This is a genomic window from Pseudomonas sp. UBA7530, assembly GCF_002479365.1.
Taxonomy (GTDB): Bacteria; Pseudomonadota; Gammaproteobacteria; order Pseudomonadales; family Pseudomonadaceae; genus Aquipseudomonas.
In genome coordinates this window covers 125,100-145,905 of record NZ_DLMS01000007.1, presented here as the reverse complement: position 1 = coordinate 145,905, position 20,806 = coordinate 125,100, and the positions used below count along the sequence as shown (strand labels likewise).

Annotated in this window: 22 protein-coding genes; 12 read left to right on the top strand and 10 right to left on the bottom strand. The window is 64.7% G+C overall.

Annotation, left to right across the window (positions count from 1 at the left end; genetic code table 11):
* Positions 1-41 precede the first annotated feature (41 nt).
* The 4 genes from trmB to B2U07_RS12105 all read right to left on the bottom strand — a co-directional run bounded on the left by trmB (position 42) and on the right by B2U07_RS12105 (position 2,314).
* Positions 42-758: a tRNA (guanosine(46)-N7)-methyltransferase TrmB gene (gene trmB / locus B2U07_RS12120; RefSeq protein WP_296277077.1), complete on the bottom strand. Its 717-nt coding sequence runs from the start codon at positions 756-758 to the stop codon at positions 42-44.
* A 68-nt stretch (positions 759-826) separates the two neighbouring features.
* Positions 827-1,621 (bottom strand): thiazole synthase, encoded by a 795-nt coding sequence (locus tag B2U07_RS12115; protein ID WP_296277076.1) that lies wholly within the window; start codon positions 1,619-1,621, stop codon positions 827-829.
* 18 nt (positions 1,622-1,639) lie between these two features.
* A complete protein-coding gene (thiS, locus tag B2U07_RS12110) occupies positions 1,640-1,840 on the bottom strand; it encodes a sulfur carrier protein ThiS (RefSeq protein WP_296277075.1) in 201 nt (66 codons plus the stop codon).
* Positions 1,841-1,942: 102 nt separating this feature from the next.
* The gene (locus B2U07_RS12105) at positions 1,943-2,314 is read right to left on the bottom strand and encodes a DUF423 domain-containing protein (protein WP_296277073.1); all 372 of its coding nucleotides are present in this window, start codon (positions 2,312-2,314) and stop codon (positions 1,943-1,945) included.
* A gap of 222 nt (positions 2,315-2,536) precedes the next feature.
* Between B2U07_RS12105 and mtgA the strand changes: the two genes are divergently transcribed.
* Positions 2,537-3,265 carry a monofunctional biosynthetic peptidoglycan transglycosylase gene (mtgA, locus tag B2U07_RS12100; RefSeq protein WP_296277071.1) on the top strand — a complete coding sequence of 243 codons (729 nt, stop codon included), beginning with the start codon at positions 2,537-2,539 and terminating at the stop codon, positions 3,263-3,265.
* A 1-nt stretch (position 3,266) separates the two neighbouring features.
* Here mtgA and B2U07_RS12095 read toward each other — a convergent pair whose 3' ends face one another.
* The 5 genes from B2U07_RS12095 to ftsY form a co-directional block, all read right to left on the bottom strand.
* The gene (locus tag B2U07_RS12095) at positions 3,267-3,878 is read right to left on the bottom strand and encodes a hypothetical protein (RefSeq protein ID WP_296277070.1); all 612 of its coding nucleotides are present in this window, start codon (positions 3,876-3,878) and stop codon (positions 3,267-3,269) included.
* Positions 3,879-3,939: 61 nt separating this feature from the next.
* Positions 3,940-4,794, bottom strand: a complete 855-nt coding sequence (gene rpoH, locus B2U07_RS12090; RefSeq protein WP_275546865.1) for an RNA polymerase sigma factor RpoH — start codon at positions 4,792-4,794, stop codon at positions 3,940-3,942.
* A 143-nt stretch (positions 4,795-4,937) separates the two neighbouring features.
* Positions 4,938-5,954: a permease-like cell division protein FtsX gene (ftsX, locus tag B2U07_RS12085; RefSeq protein ID WP_275546864.1), complete on the bottom strand. Its 1,017-nt coding sequence runs from the start codon at positions 5,952-5,954 to the stop codon at positions 4,938-4,940.
* Positions 5,954-6,622: a cell division ATP-binding protein FtsE gene (gene ftsE, locus B2U07_RS12080; protein ID WP_013717545.1), complete on the bottom strand. Its 669-nt coding sequence runs from the start codon at positions 6,620-6,622 to the stop codon at positions 5,954-5,956. The genes ftsX and ftsE overlap by 1 nt, the downstream gene beginning before the upstream one ends.
* Positions 6,619-7,947, bottom strand: a complete 1,329-nt coding sequence (ftsY, locus tag B2U07_RS12075; protein ID WP_296277068.1) for a signal recognition particle-docking protein FtsY — start codon at positions 7,945-7,947, stop codon at positions 6,619-6,621. Before ftsY ends, ftsE begins: the two co-directional genes overlap by 4 nt.
* A 141-nt stretch (positions 7,948-8,088) precedes the next feature.
* On the opposite strand from ftsY, the gene B2U07_RS12070 reads away from it, so the two are divergent.
* From B2U07_RS12070 to B2U07_RS12050, 5 genes are all read left to right on the top strand, one after another.
* The gene (locus tag B2U07_RS12070) at positions 8,089-9,456 is read left to right on the top strand and encodes a M16 family metallopeptidase (protein WP_296277066.1); all 1,368 of its coding nucleotides are present in this window, start codon (positions 8,089-8,091) and stop codon (positions 9,454-9,456) included.
* On the top strand, positions 9,453-10,913 hold the full coding sequence (locus B2U07_RS12065) for a M16 family metallopeptidase (RefSeq protein WP_296277062.1): 1,461 nt from the start codon (positions 9,453-9,455) through the stop codon (positions 10,911-10,913). Before B2U07_RS12070 ends, B2U07_RS12065 begins: the two co-directional genes overlap by 4 nt.
* Positions 10,913-11,515, top strand: a complete 603-nt coding sequence (gene rsmD, locus B2U07_RS12060) for a 16S rRNA (guanine(966)-N(2))-methyltransferase RsmD (RefSeq protein WP_296277061.1) — start codon at positions 10,913-10,915, stop codon at positions 11,513-11,515. Before B2U07_RS12065 ends, rsmD begins: the two co-directional genes overlap by 1 nt.
* A complete protein-coding gene (locus B2U07_RS12055) occupies positions 11,512-11,730 on the top strand; it encodes a hypothetical protein (protein ID WP_275546859.1) in 219 nt (72 codons plus the stop codon). The genes rsmD and B2U07_RS12055 overlap by 4 nt, the downstream gene beginning before the upstream one ends.
* Before the next feature lie 84 nt (positions 11,731-11,814).
* Positions 11,815-12,798, top strand: coding sequence for a hydrolase (locus B2U07_RS12050; RefSeq protein WP_275546858.1), 984 nt, complete (start codon positions 11,815-11,817; stop codon positions 12,796-12,798).
* 222 nt (positions 12,799-13,020) lie between these two features.
* Here B2U07_RS12050 and B2U07_RS12045 read toward each other — a convergent pair whose 3' ends face one another.
* Complete coding sequence (locus B2U07_RS12045; RefSeq protein WP_275546857.1) at positions 13,021-13,680, bottom strand: TetR/AcrR family transcriptional regulator; 660 nt, start codon at positions 13,678-13,680, stop codon at positions 13,021-13,023.
* Between the two features lie 367 nt (positions 13,681-14,047).
* On the opposite strand from B2U07_RS12045, the gene B2U07_RS12040 reads away from it, so the two are divergent.
* The 6 genes from B2U07_RS12040 to ggt all read left to right on the top strand — a co-directional run bounded on the left by B2U07_RS12040 (position 14,048) and on the right by ggt (position 20,737).
* A complete protein-coding gene (locus B2U07_RS12040) occupies positions 14,048-15,478 on the top strand; it encodes a coniferyl aldehyde dehydrogenase (RefSeq protein ID WP_275546856.1) in 1,431 nt (476 codons plus the stop codon).
* Positions 15,479-15,520: 42 nt separating this feature from the next.
* The gene (locus B2U07_RS12035; RefSeq protein ID WP_275546855.1) at positions 15,521-16,066 is read left to right on the top strand and encodes a twin-arginine translocation pathway signal protein; all 546 of its coding nucleotides are present in this window, start codon (positions 15,521-15,523) and stop codon (positions 16,064-16,066) included.
* Between the two features lie 158 nt (positions 16,067-16,224).
* Positions 16,225-17,817 carry a GMC family oxidoreductase gene (locus tag B2U07_RS12030; RefSeq protein ID WP_275546854.1) on the top strand — a complete coding sequence of 531 codons (1,593 nt, stop codon included), beginning with the start codon at positions 16,225-16,227 and terminating at the stop codon, positions 17,815-17,817.
* Between the two features lie 193 nt (positions 17,818-18,010).
* Positions 18,011-18,493: a pantetheine-phosphate adenylyltransferase gene (coaD, locus tag B2U07_RS12025; protein WP_197856792.1), complete on the top strand. Its 483-nt coding sequence runs from the start codon at positions 18,011-18,013 to the stop codon at positions 18,491-18,493.
* Between the two features lie 224 nt (positions 18,494-18,717).
* On the top strand, positions 18,718-18,969 hold the full coding sequence (locus tag B2U07_RS12020) for a YfhL family 4Fe-4S dicluster ferredoxin (RefSeq protein ID WP_003464019.1): 252 nt from the start codon (positions 18,718-18,720) through the stop codon (positions 18,967-18,969).
* Positions 18,970-19,078: 109 nt separating this feature from the next.
* On the top strand, positions 19,079-20,737 hold the full coding sequence (ggt, locus tag B2U07_RS12015; RefSeq protein WP_275546853.1) for a gamma-glutamyltransferase: 1,659 nt from the start codon (positions 19,079-19,081) through the stop codon (positions 20,735-20,737).
* The last annotated feature ends 69 nt before the right edge of the window (positions 20,738-20,806 follow it).

Below are 20,806 nucleotides of genomic sequence, written 5' to 3'. Positions count from 1 at the left end.
TAAGCGTGGGGCGATCCTGGTCGGCCAGGGTCGCCCGGTCATCATTCCTGGCGCTGGAACTTGAGGTCCCATACGCCATGGCCAAGACGCTCGCCGCGGCGTTCGAACTTGGTCACCGGGCGCTCTTCTGGGCGCGGCACATAGGTGCCATCTGCAGCAAGGTTGCGATAACCCGGCGCGACGTTCATCACCTCGAGCATGTGCTCGGCGTAGTTTTCCCAGTCGGTGGCCATATGCAGCACGCCGCCGATCTTCAGCTTGCTGCGCACCAGCTCGGCGAAGGCCGGCTGAACGATGCGGCGTTTGTGGTGGCGCGACTTGTGCCAGGGATCAGGGAAGAACAGCAGCACGCGATCGAGGCTGGAATCGGCGACACAGTCACGCAGCACTTCCAGCGCATCGCAGCTGTACACGCGGATATTGCTCAGGTTCTGCGTCATCGCGCCATTGAGCAAGGCACCCACGCCCGGCTTGTGCACCTCGACGCCAATGAAGTCCTGCTCGGGCGCGGCAGCGGCCATCTCCAGGGTGGAGTGGCCCATGCCGAAACCGATTTCGAAGGTGCGCGGCGCGCTGCGCCCGAACACCTGATCGAAATCGCGCGGGCCATCTTCGAGTTCAAGGCCGAACAGCGGCCAGCCCTTGTCGATGCCGCGCTGCTGACCTTCGGTCATGCGCCCGGCACGCATCACGAAGCTTTTGATGGTACGGCGCTGGCGACCGTCTTCGGTCAGTTCGGGCTGTTGGCTATCGGTCATGCTGTGCTCTTGTAGGGTGTTTTACGACTTGGCGGGCCGGCGAGCCGGTCCGCAGCCAATCGTCATCCTTAATTGATCAGGCCAGCCAGCGGCGACGACGCGCTGGCATAGAGTTTCTTCGGCATGCGCCCGGCCAGGTAGGCCAGGCGCCCGGCCTCGACGGCGTGCTGCATGGCGCGGGCCATGAGCACCGGGTCCTGCGCTTCGGCGATGGCGCTGTTCATCAGCACCGCTTCGCAGCCCAGTTCCATAGCGATGGTGGCGTCGGAGGCCGTGCCCACGCCGGCGTCGACCAGCACCGGCACCTTCGATTCCTCGAGGATGATGCGCAAGTTGTACGGGTTGCAGATGCCCAGGCCCGAGCCGATCAGGCCGGCCAGCGGCATCACCGCGATGCAGCCGATTTCGGCCAGCTGACGGGCGATGATGGGGTCGTCGCTGGTGTACACCATGACGTCGAAACCGTCCTTGACCAGCACTTCGGCGGCCTTGATGGTCTCGATGACGTTGGGGAACAGGGTCTTCTGGTCGGCCAGTACTTCCAGCTTGACCAGGTTATGGCCGTCGAGCAGCTCACGCGCCAGGCGGCAGGTACGCACGGCCTCGACGGCGTCGTAGCAGCCGGCGGTATTGGGCAGGATGGTGTACTTGTCCGGGCTGATCACGTCGAGCAGGTTCGGCTCGCCGGGGTTCTGGCCAATATTGGTACGGCGCACCGCCACGGTAACGATCTCGGCGCCGGAAGCCGCGATGGCGTCACGGGTCTCGTCCATATCCTTGTACTTGCCGGTACCGACCAGCAGGCGCGACTGGAACGTACGACCGGCCAGGGTGAAGGGCTTGTCGCTGCGAACTTGGCTCATGGAATACTCCTCGTGAAGTCAACCGCCGCCGATGGCATGCACCACTTCCACCTGATCGCCCTCGGCGATCCGGGTGCTGTCGTGCTGGCTGCGTGGAACGATGTCCAGATTGAGCTCGACCGCCACACGGCGCCCGGTCAGGTCGAGGCGAACCAACAGGTCGGCGACGCTCTGGTTATCCGGCAGTTCGAAGGGTTCACCATTCAACTGGATACGCATGACGACTCGGTCACAACTAGGAAGAGGGCCGGCATTCTAGCCCGATAGGCTGTCGCGACCAAGGCTAAAAGACGCCATTGGTCCTCATTTCTGACGCCAGGGTCAGGTCATTTTCCACGCCGCCAGCCCCAGGCACAGCCAGCCGATCAGGAAGGCGACACCCCCGAACGGGGTGATGATGCCGAGCTTGCCGATACCGCTGAGGATCAGCAGATAGAGGCTGCCGGAGAACAGCAGGATACCCACGGCGAAGGCGCCGCCAGCCAGGTTCACCAGTCGTCCGGGCATATGCAACGCCAGCAGACCGACGCCGAACAGGGCCAGCGCGTGGATCAGCTGATAGTGCGTGCCGGTCTGGAACACCGCCAGATACTCGGGCGTCAGCCTGTGTTTCAGACCGTGAGCGGCAAAGGCGCCCAGAGCGACGCCGGTAAAGCCGGCGAAAGCGGATAACAGCAGCCAGAGACGGGCCATGAAACCTCCAGATGGGATCGACCTGACGCAGTTTAATCACTCAGGCCGCCGGCAAGGGGGTCGTTATTGTCACACCTGATCATCAGACGGGCATTTCTTCAGTTTTTGGTTGCCTGCCATCCCTGGCCGCAACCCTTCGGGCCGTCGGCAGAGCCGACGTCAAAAATCGCTCCCGGCGATTTTTTGTTTTAATAGCGCCACGCCCAATCATTGCGAGACCCCATGCTCCGAGCCCTGACCCGCCGCCTGCTGAAACTGCTGCTCTGGCTGATGCTGGCCAGCGCCCTGCTGGTGCTCGTGCTGCGCTGGGTACCGCCACCCGGCACGGCGCTGATGATCGAACGCAAAATCGAATCCTGGGGCAGCTCACAGCCCATTGAGCTGAAGCGCCAATGGCGCCCCTGGAACGAACTGCCGGACCACCTGAAGATGGCGGTGATCGCCGCCGAAGACCAGAAGTTCGCCGAGCACTGGGGCTTCGACGTCGGCGCGATTCAGGCAGCGCTGGCGCACAACCAGAGCGGCGGCTCGCTGCGTGGCGCCAGTACTCTGAGCCAGCAGGTGGCGAAGAACCTGTTTCTCTGGTCCGGGCGCAGCTGGCTGCGCAAAGGGCTGGAAGCCTGGTTCACCGCGCTGATCGAGCTGCTCTGGTCGAAGGAGCGCATCCTCGAGGTCTATCTCAACAGCGTCGAATGGGGCGATGGCATCTTCGGCGCCGAAGCCGCCGCGCAGCATCATTTCGGCGTCGGCGCTCCTTACCTCAATCGCCAGCAGGCCAGCCAGCTGGCTGCCGTGCTGCCCAACCCGCTGCGCTGGAGCGCAGGTCGCCCGAATGGCTACGTGATCCGCCGCGCGGCCTGGATTCGCCAGCAGATGAACCAGCTCGGCGGCAGCCACTACCTCGACCAGCTAAAGCCACAGCGCCCCGATTGGTGGCCACGCTGGCTGTAAGCTAGCGAGTAGCGCGAAACGCCTTGCGCGGCACCGCATGCAGCAGTTCGACGTCATCGCCGTGCAGATGCACGGTCAAACCCCATTGTGGATAGACCCACGCCTGGCCGTCGGCCAACTCCAGGGTCAGACGCGGCTGCCCGAGGCTGGCGGCCAGGCGTTCGCTGGCCAGCGCTTGCGGGGCGTGCAGATTGAGGCTGGCGATGGAAAAAGTGGCCATCTGCTCGGTCAGCGACTCATCCAGCGCTAACTCCGCATCGCCTGCCTTCAGGCCTTGCGCCACCATCAGGCTGTCACGCTGGCCTTGGCTCAAGGCCAGTTCAGCCTGCAGCGACCACTCGCCCTCCTCCCCTTCAAGCCTCGTTCGATAGGTCAGCCGTGCGCCGTCCAGGCGCGGCTCCAGCCACAGCTCGCCCGGGGCCAGCGCCTGCACATCACGCAGCGTCAGCCCATCTTCGGCCAGCGGCTGCAGCAGGGCATCGCGCCACTGCTGCAGATTGGTCACCGGCTGAACCTCGCTGCTGCGCATCAGCCAGGCGCCCCAGGCGAAGAACAGCACGGCAACGATCACGAATATCAGCCAGTGCTGCGCTTTCAGCGGGGCTTTGTTCAAGGCGGTTGCTCCAGACAGCAAAAAGCCGCACCAGGGTGCGGCTTTTCGGGTTGCGGCAGGCTCAGGCGGCGATACAGCCCTTGAGCTTGTTCATGGCGTTCTTCTCGAGCTGACGAATACGCTCGGCCGACACGTTGTACTTGGCGGCCAGATCGTGCAGCGTCGCCTTCTCCTCGGCCAGCCAGCGCTGGTGGAGAATGTCACGGCTGCGCTCATCCAGGCTTTCCAGCGCTTCGTGCAGGTTGCTGCTGGAACTGTCGCTCCAGTCGGCATCCTCGAGCTGGCGGGCCGGGTCGTAGCGGTGATCTTCCAGGTAATGCGCGGGCGACTGGAAGGCGCTGTCGTCGTCGGCATCGGCTGCCGGGTCGAAGGCCATGTCCTGGCCGGTCAGGCGGCTTTCCATCTCGCGCACTTCGTGCGGCTCGACGCCCAGGCTTTCCGCTACAGCGGTGACTTCGTCGTTGTTCAGCCAGGCCAGACGCTTCTTCTGGCTGCGCAGGTTGAAGAACAGTTTGCGCTGCGCCTTGGTGGTGGCCACTTTGACGATGCGCCAGTTCTTCAGGATGAACTCGTGGATTTCCGCACGAATCCAGTGCACGGCAAAAGACACCAGACGCACACCCATTTCCGGGTTGAAGCGCTTGACCGCCTTCATCAGGCCGACGTTGCCTTCCTGAATCAGGTCAGCCTGGGCCAGGCCATAACCGGAATAGCTGCGCGCGATATGCACGACGAAACGCAGGTGAGCCAGCACCATCTGGCGGGCGGCATCGAGATCCTGCTGATAGTAGAGATTTTCGGCCAGTTCACGCTCCTGCTCGGGCGTCAGCAGTGGAATGCTGTTAACCGCATGCACGTACGCTTCCAGGTTGGCGCCTGGAACAAGGGCATGAACAGGTTGCAAGGAAGTGGACATTCGAATCCTCCGATTCACGAAACTCGTGCAGTGTAGCACTGCGCTATCTGATAAAGAGCCTGTGGATAAGTTCCCTATCAGATAGTCAATATCAACCAAAACAATGACTTGTCAGCTTGCGTTCAGCCTCGCCGAACAGCGCCCTAGCGGGGAGCAAGTTCGTTCAGGTGACGCGCCACCGCCAGCCAGGCGCCAATATAGCCCAACAGCACGGCGCCGAGCAGCAGCGAAAAACCGTCGGCCGAAGGTACGCCACCCAGGGCGAAATCGCTACCGTAGAGGCCGGCCAAACGTACTACAGCATCGTTCAGCCAATCCAGCCCGAAGGCCAACAGCAACCAGGCGAAGATGCCGGCGCCGAAACCGTACAACGCGCCCATATACAAGAAAGGACGCCGCACATAGCCATCGGTTCCACCTACCAGTTTGATCACCTCGATCTCGGCGCGGCGATTCTCGATGTGCAGGCGGATGGTATTACCGATCACAAGCAGCAGCGCCAGGATCAGCAGCAGGCTGAGACCGAAGACGAAGCGATCACCCAGTTTGAGGATGGCAGTCAGACGCTCGACCCAGACCAGATCGAGCTGTGCCTGCTCTACCTTGGGCAGCTCCGCCAGGCGCTGGCGCAGGGCTTCGAGCTTGGCCTTGTCGACTTCCTTCGGCGTGACCAGGACCACGCCTGGCAGCGGGTTCTCCGGCAACTCCTTGAGCGCCTGGCCCAGGCCGGACAGTTGCTGGAATTCTTCCAGCGCCTGCTCGCGGCTGATCCACTCGGCATCGGCCACGTCATCCATCGCCGCGATCTGCTCGCGCAGCGCCTGGCCGTCACGCTCACCGGCGGACATGTCGAGGAACAGGGAAATCTGTGCGGCGCGCTGCCAGGAGCCACCGAGCTTCTCGACGTTGTCCAGCAGCAGCGACAGGCCCATGGGCAGGCTAAGCGCCACCGCCATCACCCAACAGGTGAAGAAGCTGCCGATGGGCTGTCGCGCCAGGCGGCGCAGGCTGTCTACCAGGCTGGCACGGTGACTTTCCAGCCAGGCGTGGAACAGCGTGCGGAAATCCGGTTCGTCAGCCGGGCCGTCCACCACCTTGTTGCGCGGCGCCGCGCCGACACGTTCGGCCGGTTGCGGTGTGGGCATCTTCGATGCGCTCATCAGGCAGCCTCCCCGTCACCGATCAGACGACCGCGTTGCAGGGTCAGCATGCGCTGGCGCATGCGCGCGATCAGCGCCAGGTCGTGGCTGGCGATCAGCACCGTGGTACCCAGCTGGTTGATGTCCTCGAACACGCCCATGATCTCGGCGGCCAGGCGCGGGTCGAGGTTACCGGTGGGCTCGTCCGCCAGCAGCAGGGCCGGGCGGTGGACGATGGCGCGGGCGATGCCGACGCGCTGCTGCTGACCGGTGGACAGATCCCCAGGCGCTTGCGCAGCCTTGTCGCTGAGGCTGACGCGCTCCAACGCGGCGCCGACGCGCTTGGCGATCTCCGGCTTGGACAGACCAAGAATCTGCAGCGGCAGGGCGACGTTGTCGTAAACGGTGCGGTCGAATAGCAGTTGATGGTTCTGGAATACCACACCGATCTGCCGACGCAGGAAGGGAATCTGCGCATTGGTGATGGTGGAAAGATCCTGCCCAGCCAGCAGCAGCTTGCCGCTGGTGGGCCGCTCCATCGCCAGCAGCAGGCGCAGCAGCGTGCTCTTGCCGGCACCGGAGTGGCCGGTGACGAAGAGAAATTCGCCGGGGCGAACGCGGAAAGTCAGCTCGTGCAGCCCGACATGGCCATTGGGGTAACGCTTGGCGACCTGCTCGAATCGGATCATCCGCGCTCACGCTCCTCGAACAGTGCCTGGACGAAAGCCTGCGCCTCGAACGGACGCAAATCATCGATGCCCTCGCCCACGCCGATGTAACGAATCGGCAGGCCGAACTGCTTGGCCAGGGCGAAGATGACGCCGCCCTTGGCGGTGCCGTCGAGTTTGGTCAGCGCCAGGCCGGTGAGGTTCACCGTCTGGTTGAACTGCTTGGCCTGGCTGATGGCGTTCTGCCCGGTGCCGGCGTCGAGCACCAGCAGCACCTCGTGCGGCGCCGTCTCGTCCAGCTTGCCGATCACCCGACGGACTTTCTTCAGCTCTTCCATCAGGTTGTCCTTGGTGTGCAGGCGCCCGGCGGTATCGGCGATCAGCACATCGATGCCACGGGACTTGGCGGCCTGCACCGCATCGAAGATCACCGAGGCCGAGTCGGCACCGGTGTGCTGGGCGATGACCGCGATGTTGTTGCGCTCGCCCCAGACCTGCAACTGCTCCACGGCAGCGGCACGGAAGGTATCGCCGGCGGCGAGCATGACCTTCTTGCCGTCTTGCTGCAGCTTCTTGGCCAGCTTGCCGATGGTGGTGGTCTTGCCCACGCCGTTGACGCCGACGACGAGGATCACATAGGGCTGCTTGGCCGTATCGATCACCAGCGGCTGCTCGACCGGCTTGAGCAGGGTGACCAGCTCTTCCTGCAGGGCCTTGTACAGCGCGCCGCTGTCGGCCAGTTCCTTGCGCGCCACGCGCTTGGTCAGATTGCCGATGATGGCGGTGGTCGCCTCGACACCGACGTCGGCGGTCAGCAGTCGGGTTTCCAGATCGTCGAGCAGGTCGTCGTCGATGGCCTTCTTGCCGAGGAACAGGCTGGCCATGCCTTCGCCGAGGCTGGCGCTGGTCTTGGACAGGCCCTGCTTGAGACGGGCGAAGAAACCGGGCTTATCCTGGGTGGCCGGCGCGGCGACGGGCGCTGGCGCAGCCTCCACCGGGGCAACCTCGGCGATGGGTTCGACCGCGACTGGCGTCGGCTCGACGACCATGGGTTCAGCTACGGGGGCTTCGGCAATGGGCGGCGCTGGAGCCGGCGTGACATCAACCACTGGCGTCTCGGCTGCGGACTCTGCTGCCGGCAAGGCTTCGGGCGCAGGCGGCGACGGCTCGACAGGTGCCTGCGCAGGCGCCGCTGGCTCGACGGGCGCGGGCTGAGCCGGCTCGGCAGGTGTTTCCGCCGGCTTCTTGCGCCACCAGCTGAACAGGGATTTCTTCTCTTCGGTCACAGGCGGGGTCTGCGCGCCAGCCTCGGCCGGCGACTTCTTGTCGTCATTGGAACCAAACATGGGTCGCTTGCATCTCAGGGGAGCGACGCTAACAGGCTGTAAAGCCTTGTCGCGCCGCCCCGGAAAAGGATGGGGTATCCTAGCACCTCTTCGCCCGCCGGCGGTACGACCGCCCAGGCTATCCGACAGGTCAGACTTTTAATGAATGCCATCGCCCGCCGTTCCCTCGGCCTGCTGTTCGGCGCCCTTTGCGTGCCTCTTGCAGCCTCCGCGTCTCCCGCTCAACCCACCCACGAATTCGAACTGGACAACGGCCTCAAGGTCATCGTCCGCGAGGACCACCGCGCGCCGGTCGTGGTTTCGCAGATCTGGTACAAGGTCGGCTCCAGCTACGAGACGCCCGGCTCCACCGGCCTGTCCCACGCCCTGGAACACATGATGTTCAAGGGCAGCCGCAATTTCGGCCCCGGCGAAGCGTCGCGCATCCTGCGTGAGCTGGGCGCCGAGGAAAATGCCTTCACCAGTGACGACTACACCGCCTACTACCAGGTGCTGGCCCGCGACCGCCTGGGCGTGGCGCTGGAGCTGGAAGCCGACCGTCTCGCCAGCCTGAAACTGCCGGCAGACGAGTTCGCCAAGGAAATCGAGGTGATCAAGGAAGAGCGCCGTCTGCGCACCGACGACCGTCCCTCGTCCCTGGCATTCGAGCGCTTCAAACCCATGGCCTACCCGGCCAGCGGCTACAGCATCCCGACCATCGGCTGGATGGCCGACCTCGAGCGCATGCACATCGACGAACTGCGCGCCTGGTACAAGAAGTGGTACGCGCCGAACAACGCCACCCTGGTGGTGGTCGGCGACGTCAGCTTGGACGAGGTCAAGACCCAGGCGCAACGTTACTTCGGTGACATCCCGCGTCGCGACGTTCCGACCGCCAAGCTGCCGCTGGAACTGGCCGCGCCGGGCGAACGGCGCACCACCCTGTATCTCAAGACCCAACTGCCCAATCTGGTCATGGGCTTCAACGTGCCGGGCCTGGCCACTGCGCAAACGCCGCGCCAGGTCTATGCCCTGCGCCTGGCCGCCGCGCTGCTCGATGGCGGCTACAGCGCGCGTCTGCCGACCCGCCTGGAGCGCGGCGAGGAGCTCGTTTCCGGTGCCAGCGTCTGGTACAACGCCTTCACCCGCGGCGACAGCCTGTTCATCCTCTCGGCTATGCCCAACGTGCAGAAGGGCAAGACCCTGGAGCAGGCCGAAGCCGGCCTGTGGCGCGAACTGGAAGAACTGAAGAAAGCCCCGCCGTCCGCTGCCGAACTGGCACGCGTACGCGCCCAGGTCATCGCCGGCCTGGTATTCGAGCGCGACTCAATCACCAGCCAGGCCACCGGTATCGGTCAACTGGAAACCGTGGGCCTGTCCTGGCAGTTGATCGACCAGGAACTGGCCGAGCTGGAAGCCGTCACCCCGGCGGACATCCAGCAGGCCGCCCGTACCTTCTTCGTTCGCGACCGCCTGAGTGTCGCCCACGTTCTGCCTGAAGAATCCCGCAATAAGGAGTCCCGCCCATGAAGACTGAGCAACGCCGCCTGGGCCTGCTCGGCCTGGTCCTGTCCACCGCCCTGGCACTGGGCGCCTGCGCCAACCTGTCCGACAGCACGGCGACCGGCGATGCCGCCAAGCTGCAGTCGCTGGCTGCGCTCGACGGCAAGGCGCCGACCCGCCGTACGCTGGAAATCCAGAGCTGGCACACCTCACAGGGCGCCAGGGTGCTGTTCGTCGAAGCCCATGAGCTGCCGATGTTCGACCTGCGCCTGACCTTCGCCGCCGGTAGCAGTCAGGACGGCGGCGCGCCGGGCCTGGCTACCCTGACCAACGCGATGCTCAACGAAGGTGTGCCGGGCAAGGACGTTGGCGCCATCGCCGCCGGTTTCGAGGGCCTCGGCGCCGAGTTCGGCAACGGCGCCTACCGCGACATGGCCGTGGCCAGCCTGCGCAGCCTGAGCGCGTGGGAGCAACGCGAACCTGCGCTGGCGCTGTTCGCTGATGTACTGGGCAAGCCCACCTTCCCTGCCGATTCGTTGGCGCGGATCAAGAACCAGCTGCTCGCCGGCTTCGAGTACCAGAAGCAGAATCCGGGCAAGCTGGCCAGCCTGGAGTTGTTCGAGCGCCTGTACGGGCAGCATCCCTACGCGCACCCGAGCGACGGCACGGCGCAGTCGATCCCCGCCATCACCCGTCAGCAGCTGCAGGCCTTCCACGCTCGCGCCTACGCGGCCGGCAATGCGGTGATCGCCCTGGTCGGCGACCTGTCGCGCGCCGAGGCCGAGGCCATCGCCAATCAGCTCTCCGCCGCCCTGCCACAAGGCCCGGCGCTGGCGAAGATCGCCCAGCCGCAAACGCCCAAGCCGGGCGTCAGCCATATCGAATACCCATCCAACCAGACCCATCTGATGTTCGCCCAGCTCGGCATCGACCGCAGCGATCCGGATTATGCCGCGCTATATCTAGGCAATCAGATCTTCGGCGGCGGCGGTTTCGGCACCCGCCTGATGAGCGAAGTACGCGAGAAGCGCGGCCTGACCTACGGCGTCTACTCCAGTTTCAGGACCATGCAGGCGCGCGGCCCATTCATGATCAATCTGCAGACCCGCGCCGAGCTCAGCCAGGGCACCCTGGCGCTGGTCAAGCAACTGCTGACCGACTACCTGCGTGACGGCCCGTCCCAGCAGGAGCTGGACAACGCCAAGCGCGAGCTGGCCGGCAGCTTCCCACTGTCCACGGCAAGCAATGCGGCCATCGTCGGCCAGTTGGCATCGATGGGCTTCTACGATCTGCCGCTGAGCTACCTGGACGATTTCATGCGCGACGTGCAGAACCTCACCACCGAGCAGGTGAAAGCGGCGATGGCCAAGCACCTCGACCCCGAAGCACTGGTGGTGGTCACAGCAGGCCCGACCGTGGCGCAGAAGGAGCTGCCACCACCGACCGATCGCCCGGCCGAGCAGCCCAGCACGGTGCCGCACTGATGCGCGGACGCGCCCCGCACAAACCCGCCGCGGGCAAAGCCCACGGCGGCCAGGGTCAATTGCGCATCATCGGTGGGCAATGGCGTTCGCGGCGCTTCGCCTTCCCCGACGGGCCGGGCCTGCGCCCGACCCCGGATCGGGTGCGCGAAACGCTGTTCAACTGGCTCGCGCCCTACGTGGAGGGCGCTCATGTGTTGGACCCCTTCGCCGGCAGCGGCGCGCTACTGCTCGAAGCCCTGTCGCGCGGCGCTGCCAGCGGCCTGGCCTGCGACCTCAACCCGGCGTCGGTGGCTGCGCTGCGCGGACATCTGACGACGCTGCAGTGCAGCGAGGGCGAGATTCAGCTCGGCGATGCCCTGCAACTGCTGGCCCGCCCGGCACCGCGGCGCTTCGATATCGCTCTGCTCGACCCGCCCTTCCACAAGGACCTGCTACAGGACGCCTGCACCTTGCTGGAAACACAAGGCTGGCTGGCCGACGACGCCTGGATCTACACCGAAAGCGAATCCACCCCGTCAACCCTCGGCCTACCGGGGAACTGGCGCCTGCACCGTGAGAAGCACACCGGCCAGGTGCATTACGCGCTGTGGCAGCGTGGATGAAGGACTTCATCTATGCCCACCTGCCCTATCTGCTGCTGATCGTACTGGCGCTGCCGGTGCTGCTCAGCCAGCAGGAAATTCCGCTGAATTTGAATCGCACGATACTGTTGGAGCATCAGCAAGGTATCGTCATCGGACTTACCAATCAGCGTATCGTCGCGTTACTGGTATTGGCCTGGTGCGCTTGGCGCATACTGCGCAAGCGCCGACGCTGAAAGCTCCGTAGCCTGGATGAAATCCAGGGCCACCATTCCCGGATTGCATCCGGGCTACGTCTACTGCCGACGACCGACTTCACCATGAACACTGAATTTCGCCCCGCCTGGTGGCTCCCCGGTCCGCATCTGCAGACGCTGTGGAAGCCCTTCTGCCGCAAGCCGCCGCAGCTCGAGCGCCAGCGCGAACGGCTGTGGCTGGACGATGGCGACTTCCTCGACCTCGACTGGCACGGCCCGCACGACGCCCACGCGCCGCTGGTGCTGGTGCTGCATGGCCTGACCGGCAGCTCCAGCTCGCTCTACGTGCTCGGCCTGCAGCAGGCCCTGGCCGCACGCGGTTGGGCCAGCGTGGCGTTGAACTGGCGTGGCTGCTCCGGCGAGCCCAACCTGCTGCCGCGCGGCTACCATTCCGGCGCCAGCGAGGATCTGGCCTCGGCTGTCGCCCACCTGCGCGCGCAACGGCCGATGGCGCCGCTATATGCCGTCGGCTATTCGCTGGGCGGCAACGTGCTGCTCAAGTACCTGGGTGAAAGCGGCGCGCAGAGCCAGCTGCAAGCCGCGGTAGCGGTGTCGGTGCCGTTTCGTCTGGATCAGTGCGCCGACCGCATCGGCCTGGGTTTCTCACGGGTGTATCAGGCGCACTTCATGCGCGAGATGGTCGCCTACGTGAACGACAAGCAGCGCCTATTCACCGAACAGGGTCAGAGCGAGCGCCTGTCGGTACTGGAGCGCCTCGGCCCGCTGGACGGCATGCGCACCTTCTGGGACTTCGACGGGCGCATCACCGCGCCGCTGCACGGTTTCGCCGATGCCCACGATTACTACCGCCGCGCTTCTAGCCGCTTCTACCTGGGTGAAATCCGCACACGCACGCTGATCATCCAGGCGGAGGACGACCCCTTCATCTTCCGCCATAGCCTGCCGGAGGCCAGCGAACTCGCCCCCGGCACCGAGTTCGAACTGCACGCCAAGGGCGGGCATGTCGGCTTCGTCGAAGGCAGCCCGCGCAAGCCAGTGTATTACCTGGAGCGGCGTATTCCGCAATGGCTGGCGAGCCACGGATAATCGCGGCTGAAGCCGCTCCTACGCGGGCGGCAAGTAACCCGGATGAAGTCCGGGAAGACGCGACAAAGGCCATTGCGGATTGCAACCGGGCAAGGCAGTCGCTGCAGATTGTGGGAGGCGCTTCAGCGGCGAAAAGCTCGCGGCAAAAGCCCCTCCTACCGACCCGCGAAGTCGTACCCCGGATGAATCCGGGCTACAGAGCATCCGGTGACACCGAACCGCTTACCCCAGTACCTGCTCCAGCGGCACGTGCAGGCGATCGTACAGCGCCTCGACCGCCGCACGCGTCGAAGGCGCGATATAGCCGCCCTCCAGCGCCAGCACTTGGTAGATGCCGCGGCGCAGCATGTCCTGGCTGAGGTCGTCCGGGCTGGCCCCGGCGGTGCAGAGGAAACGCACCCAGGAAGTCATGATGATCCAGGCGTTGAGGGTCAGCGCCTCGATCTGCGCCGGCGTCATGCTGAGGATCTCGGCATCGACGAAGCCCTGGTAGATGGCCCGCGCGTGCACCAGACAGCGCCGGGCGAAGGCCTGATAACGCTCAGCCAACTCGGCGTCGGATTCCAGCAGGTGCTCCAGATCGCGATGCAGGAAACGGTAGTGCCACATCGCCGCCAGCAGCGCCTCCAGGTAGAAGGTCTTGTCCTCTACCGTCAGCGCACGACCTTCGGGCAGACGCAGAAAACTGTCGACCTGCGCTTCGTACTGGGCGAACAGCTCGGCGATGATCACCTGCTTGTTGCGGAAGTGGTAATACAGATTACCCGGCGAAATGCCCAGATGTGCGGCGATGTGGTTCGTGGTGACATTGCGTTCGCCCTGGCCGTTGAACAGGGCCAGGCTCTCGGCAACGATGCGGTCGCGGGTCTTGGGTGGCGCCATGACGCAGCTCGATCTCGACTTCAAAAGTGGCAAAGGTACAGGCGAAACAGCCGGAGTGTTACCCCCGAATGCGCCGCAAAAGCGCTGGCAGGCCTTTGGTTAGGGTGCAGCGAGGACGGAAACGCGGCACCTATTTGACACATTAGAGTAATTGCTCTAAAAATCCAGCTCAGCCTAATCGCGGCTTATAGCCGCCTCCAGCAGGCTGTTTAAAAACGTCGGCGAGGCAGTCAGCGCAAGGCAAAAACAGGCGAAAAAGCGGAGTTTACAAGTTGTAAATGAGCATTTTGAGCCTGTTTTTAACGCAGCGATGACAACGCAGATAGTTTTTCAACAGCCTGCCCGCTGGAACGTCGAGGAGAAACCAATGGTCGCCGACATCGCCTATTTGCAGCACAGCCAACAGCAGATCAGCCAGCTGGACGCCACCTTCGCCCTGCAGCGCTCCGCCTTTGCCGCCAACCCGATGCCGTCGGCCGAGCAACGCATTCAGTGGTTGAAGTCCCTCAAGGAGTTGCTGGACGAACAGCAGGATGCGCTGATCGAGGCGATTTCTCAGGACTTCAGCAACCGCTCGGTGGACGAGACCCTGCTCGCCGAACTGATGCCCAGCCTGCATGGCATCCATTACGCGAGCAAACGCATCAGAAAGTGGATGAAGCCTTCACGGCGTAGCGTCGGCATGCAGTTCATGCCCGCTTCAGCCAAGGTCATCTACCAGCCGCTGGGCGTGGTCGGCATCATCGTGCCGTGGAACTACCCGCTGTTTCTCGCCGTCGGCCCGCTGACCGGTGCGCTGGCCGCCGGCAACCGGGTGATGATCAAGATGAGCGAATCCACCCCGGCCACCTCGCAACTGGTCAAGGACCTGCTGGCGCGCATCTTCCCCGAGGACCTGGTCAGCGTCGCCCTGGGCGAGGCGGAAGTCGGCATGGCCTTCTCCAAGCTGCCGTTCGACCATTTGCTGTTCACTGGCGCCACCAGCATCGGCAAGCACGTGATGCGCGCCGCCGCGGAGAACCTGACCCCGGTAACACTGGAACTGGGCGGCAAGTCGCCAGCCATCGTCTCGGCCGACGTGCCGCTGGAGCACGCCGCCGAGCGCATCGCCTTCGGCAAGACCCTCAACGCCGGCCAGACCTGCGTGGCGCCGGACTACGTGCTGGTGCCGCGTAATCGCGTCGACGGCTTCGTCAGCGCCTATCGCGACGTCGTGCAGCGTTTCTATCCGCAGCTCAAGGACAACCCGGACTACACGGCGATCATCAACGAGCGCCAGCTGGCCCGCCTCAACGGCTACCTGCAGGACGCGCAGACCAAGGGCGCGCGCATCGTTCCCTTGTATCCAGAGGCCCAGGGCCGGCGCCTGCCGCAGAGCCTGGTACTCGACGTCAACGACGACATGAAGCTGATGCAGGACGAGATCTTCGGCCCGCTGCTGCCGGTGGTCCCGTACGACCGCCTGGAAGATGCCTTCGCCTACGTCAACGCACGGCCACGCCCGCTGGCGCTGTACTACTTCGGTTACGACAAGGGCGAACAGCAGCGCGTGCTGCACGAAACCCACTCCGGCGGCGTGTGCCTGAACGACACCCTGCTGCACGTGGCGCAGGACGACATGCCGTTCGGCGGTGTCGGCCCGTCGGGCATGGGCCACTACCACGGTCACGAAGGTTTCCTGACCTTCAGCAAGGCCAAGGGCGTATTCATCAAGCAGCGTTTCAACGCCGCACGGCTGATCTACCCGCCTTACGGCAAGGCGATCCAGAAGCTCATCTACAAATTGTTCGTACGTTGATCGACGCGGTCAGCACCCGCTCTACGCCTGGTGATAACAACAATGAACGACACCACTCTCGACGCGCCGCAACTTTCGCGGCGCAGCCTGCTCAAGGTCGGCCTGCTGGGCACGGCGCTGCTCGGCACTGCCGGGCTGACCGCGACGCTCAGCGGCTGCTCGGCCAGCACGCCGGCCAATGGTTATCTGATCCTGCGCAGCAGCGACCTGCCGTTTCTGCGCGCGCTGATCCCGGTGATGCTCGATGGCGCCGTCAGTACCGAACAGATGCCGCAGGCGATAGATGGCACGCTGAAGAGTCTCGACAACGGCCTCGCCCACCTGTCGCCGGAGATGCTGAAACTCACCGTACAACTGTTCGACGTGCTGGCCCTGCCCATTACCCGTGGCCCGCTGACCGGCGTTTGGGGCAGTTGGGACAACGCCAGCGCCGATGACGTGCGCAACTTCCTCAGCCGCTGGCAGAACAGCAGCCTGAGCCTGCTGCGCATGGGCCACGCCTCGCTGCTGCAACTGGTGATGATGGCCTGGTACAGCTGCCAGGAAGCCTGGGCGCATTGCGGCTATCCGGGGCCGCCCACCGTATGACGGCCCACCCTACCAGGGGTGGAGAGCATCGCGGCTGAAGCCGCTCCCACGGAATACGGGCTGTTGGTGTAGGAGCGGATTTATCCGCGATCAGGGCAAGCACCCAGCTCGAGAGCTCGCCCCCTACAGACGGCCCGACGACAAGAAGAGAAGGTGAAATGCCTGTACCCGATTTGTTCAAGCAAGGCCTGGCCAAAGGCTGGAAGACATACGACGGCTCGCGCCTGGAAAACGACCTGACGCTGGAAGCCGATGTCGCCATCGTCGGTAGCGGCGCCGGCGGTGGCACCACGGCGGAGATTCTCAGCGCCGCTGGCTACAAGGTGCTGCTGATCGAGGAAGGCCCGCTGAAGACCAGCGACGACTTCAAGATGCAGGAGGCCGAGGCCTACCCGAACCTCTATCAGGAAGGTATCGGCCGCATGAGCAAGGATGGCGCCATCACCATACTGCAGGGCCGGGCCGTGGGCGGCACGACGCTGATCAACTGGACCAGCAGCTTCCGCACGCCGCCACAGACCCTGGCCCACTGGGCTGAAGTGCATGGCGTGAAAGGCCATGACGTCGCGTCCATGGCGCCCTGGTTCGAGAAGATGGAGCAGCGCCTGGGCGTCGCGCCCTGGGCGGTGCCACCGAATGCCAACAACGAGGTGCTGCGCAGCGGCTGCGACAAGCTCGGCTATCACTGGGCGCCGATCCCGCGCAACGTGCGCGGCTGCTGGAACCTCGGCTACTGCGGCATGGGCTGCCCGACCAACGCCAAGCAGTCGATGCTGGTCACCACCATCCCCGCCACCCTCGACGCCGGCGGCGAGCTGCTCTACCTGGCGCGCGCCGACAAGCTGCTGATCGAAGGCGACAAGGTGGTCGGCATCGACTGCCTGGGCATGGACGAACGCTGCGTGGCGCCCACCGGCAAGCGCATCCGGGTCAAGGCGCGGCACTACGTGCTGGCCGGCGGTGGCATCAACACCCCCGGCATTCTGCTGCGCTCCAACGCGCCCGACCCGCACCAGCGCGTCGGACGGCGCACCTACCTTCACCTGGTGAACTTCTCCGCGGCGCAGTTCGAACAGGTCATCAACCCCTTCTACGGTGCGCCGCAGTCGGTCTACTCGGATCATTTTCAGTGGGACGATGGCACCGGCGGACGCCTTTCCTACAAGCTGGAAGTGCCGCCCCTACAGCCAGCGCTGACCGCCACCCTGCTCGGCGATTTTGGCCGCGAGAACGCCCTGCGCATGGCACAACTGCCGCATACCAACGTGATGCTTGCCCTGCTGCGCGACGGCTTCCACCCGGATTGCGCCGAGGGCCGTGTGGAACTGCGTGACGACGGCAGCCCGGTACTCGACTACCAGATGACCGACTACACCTGGGATGGCGTGCGCCGTGCCTTCCTGACCATGGCCGAAATCCAGTTCGCCGCAGGCGCCAGGGCGGTGATGCCGATGCACGCCGATGCCGGCTACGTGGCAACCTGGAAGCAAGCCCGGGACCTGATCGACAACCTCGACCTGGCGCTGTACCGCACCCGCCTGGGCAGCGCTCACGTGATGGGCGGCTGCGCCATGGGCGAAGACCCGCAGCAGGCAGTGGTCGACAGCCTCGGCCGGCATCACCAGCTGGAGAACCTGTCGGTCCACGACGGCTCGCTGTTCCCCACCAGCATCGGCGCCAACCCGCAACTTTCGATCTATGGGCTGACCGCGAAACTGGCAACCCTGCTGGGCGAACGATTGAAGGCCTGAGCAGTGCAGCGCACGGCCCTGCCTGGCGCAGGCTGTGCCCTGCTCGGTAATCGCCCACATCTGCATCCTCTACAGCCCATTGAATGCCAGGCACTCAGGCACACACGGCAACCGAGCCTTTCGTCACGCTTGGCCGCAAGGGAAACGCTGCGCTACCATCCGCGACTCTTGCCGCCTCGAACAGGACGAAGCGATGAATCGAGTGTTGTACCCGGGTACCTTCGACCCCATCACCAAAGGCCATGGCGATCTGGTCGAACGCGCCGCGCGGCTCTTCGATCACGTCATCATCGCCGTTGCCGCCAGCCCCAAGAAGAACCCGCTGTTCCCGCTGGAACAACGCGTCGAGCTGGCCCGCGAGGTAACCAAGCACCTGCCCAACGTTGAAGTGGTGGGTTTCTCCTCGCTGCTGGCGCACTTCGTCAAGGAGCAGAACGCCAACGTGTTCCTGCGCGGCCTGCGCGCGGTATCGGACTTCGAGTACGAATTTCAGCTGGCCAACATGAACCGCCAGCTTGCGCCGGACGTCGAGAGCCTGTTCCTCACACCGTCGGAGAAGTATTCCTTCATTTCCTCGACCCTGGTGCGCGAAATCGCCGCGCTGGGTGGCGACATTTCCAAGTTCGTGCACCCGGCCGTCGCCGATGCGCTCCACGAGCGCTTGCGCAAGCATTAAAAGCCGGCCGTTCACGGTCGACTGATGACCCTCTCCCGCTCTTGGGAGAGGATAAAAGCGGCGCCACGATTCCCTACCCTCTCCCCTGCCCTTTTCCCGCAAACGGGAGAGGGAGCAAGGCGCCTAACCGACCGGGCTAATGGCACATGGCGTACCAATCCGGCACAATTGCCCCATTGTCGCCTGCCAATGTCGTGGCCCAGCTTCGACGGGAGTTGTTTTTCATGTCCCTGATCATTACCGACGATTGCATCAACTGCGACGTCTGCGAACCCGAGTGCCCCAACGGCGCCATTTCCCAGGGTGAGGAGATCTACGTGATCGATCCCAACCTGTGCACCGAATGCGTCGGCCACTACGATGAGCCGCAATGCCAGCAGGTCTGCCCGGTCGACTGCATCCCGCTCGACGAGAACAACGTGGAGAGCAAGGATGAACTGATGCACAAGTACCGCATCATCACCGGCAAGGCCTGACACTTTCGAGGGCTAGCGACCTCCCACTTTCTCCGCGCCCGTTGTGCCCCCTCGCCCGAGCGAGGCTGTTAAGCTTCAAGCTTCCTTCAGCCGCCCTCTGGTAGATCGCATGTTGCGCAAACTCCTGCTATCGACCCTGCTGCTCGGCGCCAGCCTGTTGGCTCAGGCCGCCCCGCAGCAACCCGCCATTGCCACCGCCCACCCTGCGGCCACTGCCGCCGCCCAGCAGATGCTCGACGCTGGCGGTAATGCCTTCGATGCCGCCATTGCCGCCAGTGCAGCCCTGGCCGTGGTCGAGCCCTACGGCTCGGGCCTGGGTGGCGGTGGCTTCTTCCTCCTGCGCAGCGCTGGCGACGCCCCCGGCTACGACTTCCTCGACGCCCGTGAGCGCGCGCCACTGGAGGCCAAGCCGGATCTCTACGTCCGCGACGGCAAGGTACAACGCGAGCTGTCGCTCAATGGCGCGCTGGCTGCTGCCATTCCCGGGCTGCCGGCAGCATTGGTCGAACTGGCCGAGCATCACGGTCGCCTACCGCTGAAAACCAGCCTGGCCCCGGCGATTCGCCTGGCCAACGAGGGCTTTGCGGTGGACCGCGTCTACCGCGAACGCGCGACCTGGCGCCTGGCGGCACTGCGCGACGATGCCGAGAGCGCCAGGCTGTTTCTCGACCAGGGCGAAATACCCGGCGAGGGCCATTCGCTGCGCCAGCCGGAGCTGGCCGCCACCCTGCAGTCACTGGCCGAGCATGGCCGTGCCGGCTTCTACACAGGGCCGGTGGCAGAGCGCCTGGTAACTGGCGTACGCCACGCCGGTGGCATCTGGACCCTGGATGACCTGCGCGAATACCGCATCGTCCGCCGCGAACCGCTGCGTTTTCGCCTCGAAGATGGCCGCGAGCTGATCAGCGCACCGCCGCCCTCGGCCGGCGGTATTGCGCTGGCGCAGAGCCTAGCGATGCTCGAACAACTACCCTGGCGCGACGCCGAACCGATGCAGCGCGTGCACTACGTGGTCGAGGCGCTGCGCCGCGCCTACCGAGATCGCGGCCTGCTGGGCGACCCGGACTTCGTCAAGAATCCCGTGGAGCAACTGTTCTCGCCCGGACACCTGGCCGTGCTCGCCGGCAGCATAGAGCCCGAGAAGGCCACGCCCAGCGCCAGCCTGCCGCCTGCCGGCACCTGGCATGAGGGCGACCACACCACGCATTTCGCCGTGCTCGATGCCGAGGGCAATGCAGTGGCTGCCACGCTGTCGATCAACCTGCCGTTCGGCGCCGCTTTCACCGTGCCCGGCACCGGCGTGCTGCTCAATGACGAGATGGACGACTTCGCCGCCGACGTGCAGGGCGCCAACGCCTATGGCCTGGCGGGCAGCCAGGCCAACGCCATTGCCGGGGGCAAACGCCCGCTGTCGTCGATGAGCCCGAGTTTCATCGAGAGCAGCGACGAGTTCGCCGCCTTCGGTACGCCAGGCGGCAGCCGTATTCCGAGCATGGTGCTGCTGTCGATGCTCGAATACCTGGACGACCAGCCCATCGCGCGCTGGCCGGCCGTAGCGCGCTACCACCACCAGTTCATGCCGGATGTGATCGAGCATGAGCCGGATACCTTCAGCGACGAGCAGGCCGCCGAGCTGCAGCGACGTGGCTATGAACTCAAGCGCCTCGACCGGCAGTACGGTAATCAGCAGGTATTGTTCTGGGACAAGGTCAGCGGTGAAGTGCAGGCGGCCAGCGACCCGCGCGGGATTGGCGAGGCGATTCCTTGAGGTGCATCGACCGAATGTGGCCGTAGCCCGGATGAAATCCGGGAAAACCGAGCAAAGCCTGGATTTCAT

Coding starts and splice junctions, on each gene's coding strand:
- B2U07_RS12040 (WP_275546856.1), top strand. CDS start 14,048: ATGGTCGCCGACATCGCCTATTTGCAGCACAGCCAACAGCAGATCAGC.
- B2U07_RS12045 (WP_275546857.1), bottom strand. CDS start 13,680: ATGGCGCCACCCAAGACCCGCGACCGCATCGTTGCCGAGAGCCTGGCC.
- B2U07_RS12030 (WP_275546854.1), top strand. CDS start 16,225: ATGCCTGTACCCGATTTGTTCAAGCAAGGCCTGGCCAAAGGCTGGAAG.
- ggt (WP_275546853.1), top strand. CDS start 19,079: ATGTTGCGCAAACTCCTGCTATCGACCCTGCTGCTCGGCGCCAGCCTG.
- B2U07_RS12115 (WP_296277076.1), bottom strand. CDS start 1,621: ATGAGCCAAGTTCGCAGCGACAAGCCCTTCACCCTGGCCGGTCGTACG.
- B2U07_RS12070 (WP_296277066.1), top strand. CDS start 8,089: ATGAATGCCATCGCCCGCCGTTCCCTCGGCCTGCTGTTCGGCGCCCTT.
- B2U07_RS12050 (WP_275546858.1), top strand. CDS start 11,815: ATGAACACTGAATTTCGCCCCGCCTGGTGGCTCCCCGGTCCGCATCTG.
- rpoH (WP_275546865.1), bottom strand. CDS start 4,794: ATGTCCACTTCCTTGCAACCTGTTCATGCCCTTGTTCCAGGCGCCAAC.
- rsmD (WP_296277061.1), top strand. CDS start 10,913: ATGCGCGGACGCGCCCCGCACAAACCCGCCGCGGGCAAAGCCCACGGC.
- B2U07_RS12035 (WP_275546855.1), top strand. CDS start 15,521: ATGAACGACACCACTCTCGACGCGCCGCAACTTTCGCGGCGCAGCCTG.
- coaD (WP_197856792.1), top strand. CDS start 18,011: ATGAATCGAGTGTTGTACCCGGGTACCTTCGACCCCATCACCAAAGGC.
- mtgA (WP_296277071.1), top strand. CDS start 2,537: ATGCTCCGAGCCCTGACCCGCCGCCTGCTGAAACTGCTGCTCTGGCTG.
- ftsY (WP_296277068.1), bottom strand. CDS start 7,947: ATGTTTGGTTCCAATGACGACAAGAAGTCGCCGGCCGAGGCTGGCGCG.
- trmB (WP_296277077.1), bottom strand. CDS start 758: ATGACCGATAGCCAACAGCCCGAACTGACCGAAGACGGTCGCCAGCGC.
- ftsX (WP_275546864.1), bottom strand. CDS start 5,954: ATGAGCGCATCGAAGATGCCCACACCGCAACCGGCCGAACGTGTCGGC.
- ftsE (WP_013717545.1), bottom strand. CDS start 6,622: ATGATCCGATTCGAGCAGGTCGCCAAGCGTTACCCCAATGGCCATGTC.
- B2U07_RS12055 (WP_275546859.1), top strand. CDS start 11,512: ATGAAGGACTTCATCTATGCCCACCTGCCCTATCTGCTGCTGATCGTA.
- B2U07_RS12105 (WP_296277073.1), bottom strand. CDS start 2,314: ATGGCCCGTCTCTGGCTGCTGTTATCCGCTTTCGCCGGCTTTACCGGC.
- B2U07_RS12020 (WP_003464019.1), top strand. CDS start 18,718: ATGTCCCTGATCATTACCGACGATTGCATCAACTGCGACGTCTGCGAA.
- thiS (WP_296277075.1), bottom strand. CDS start 1,840: ATGCGTATCCAGTTGAATGGTGAACCCTTCGAACTGCCGGATAACCAG.
- B2U07_RS12065 (WP_296277062.1), top strand. CDS start 9,453: ATGAAGACTGAGCAACGCCGCCTGGGCCTGCTCGGCCTGGTCCTGTCC.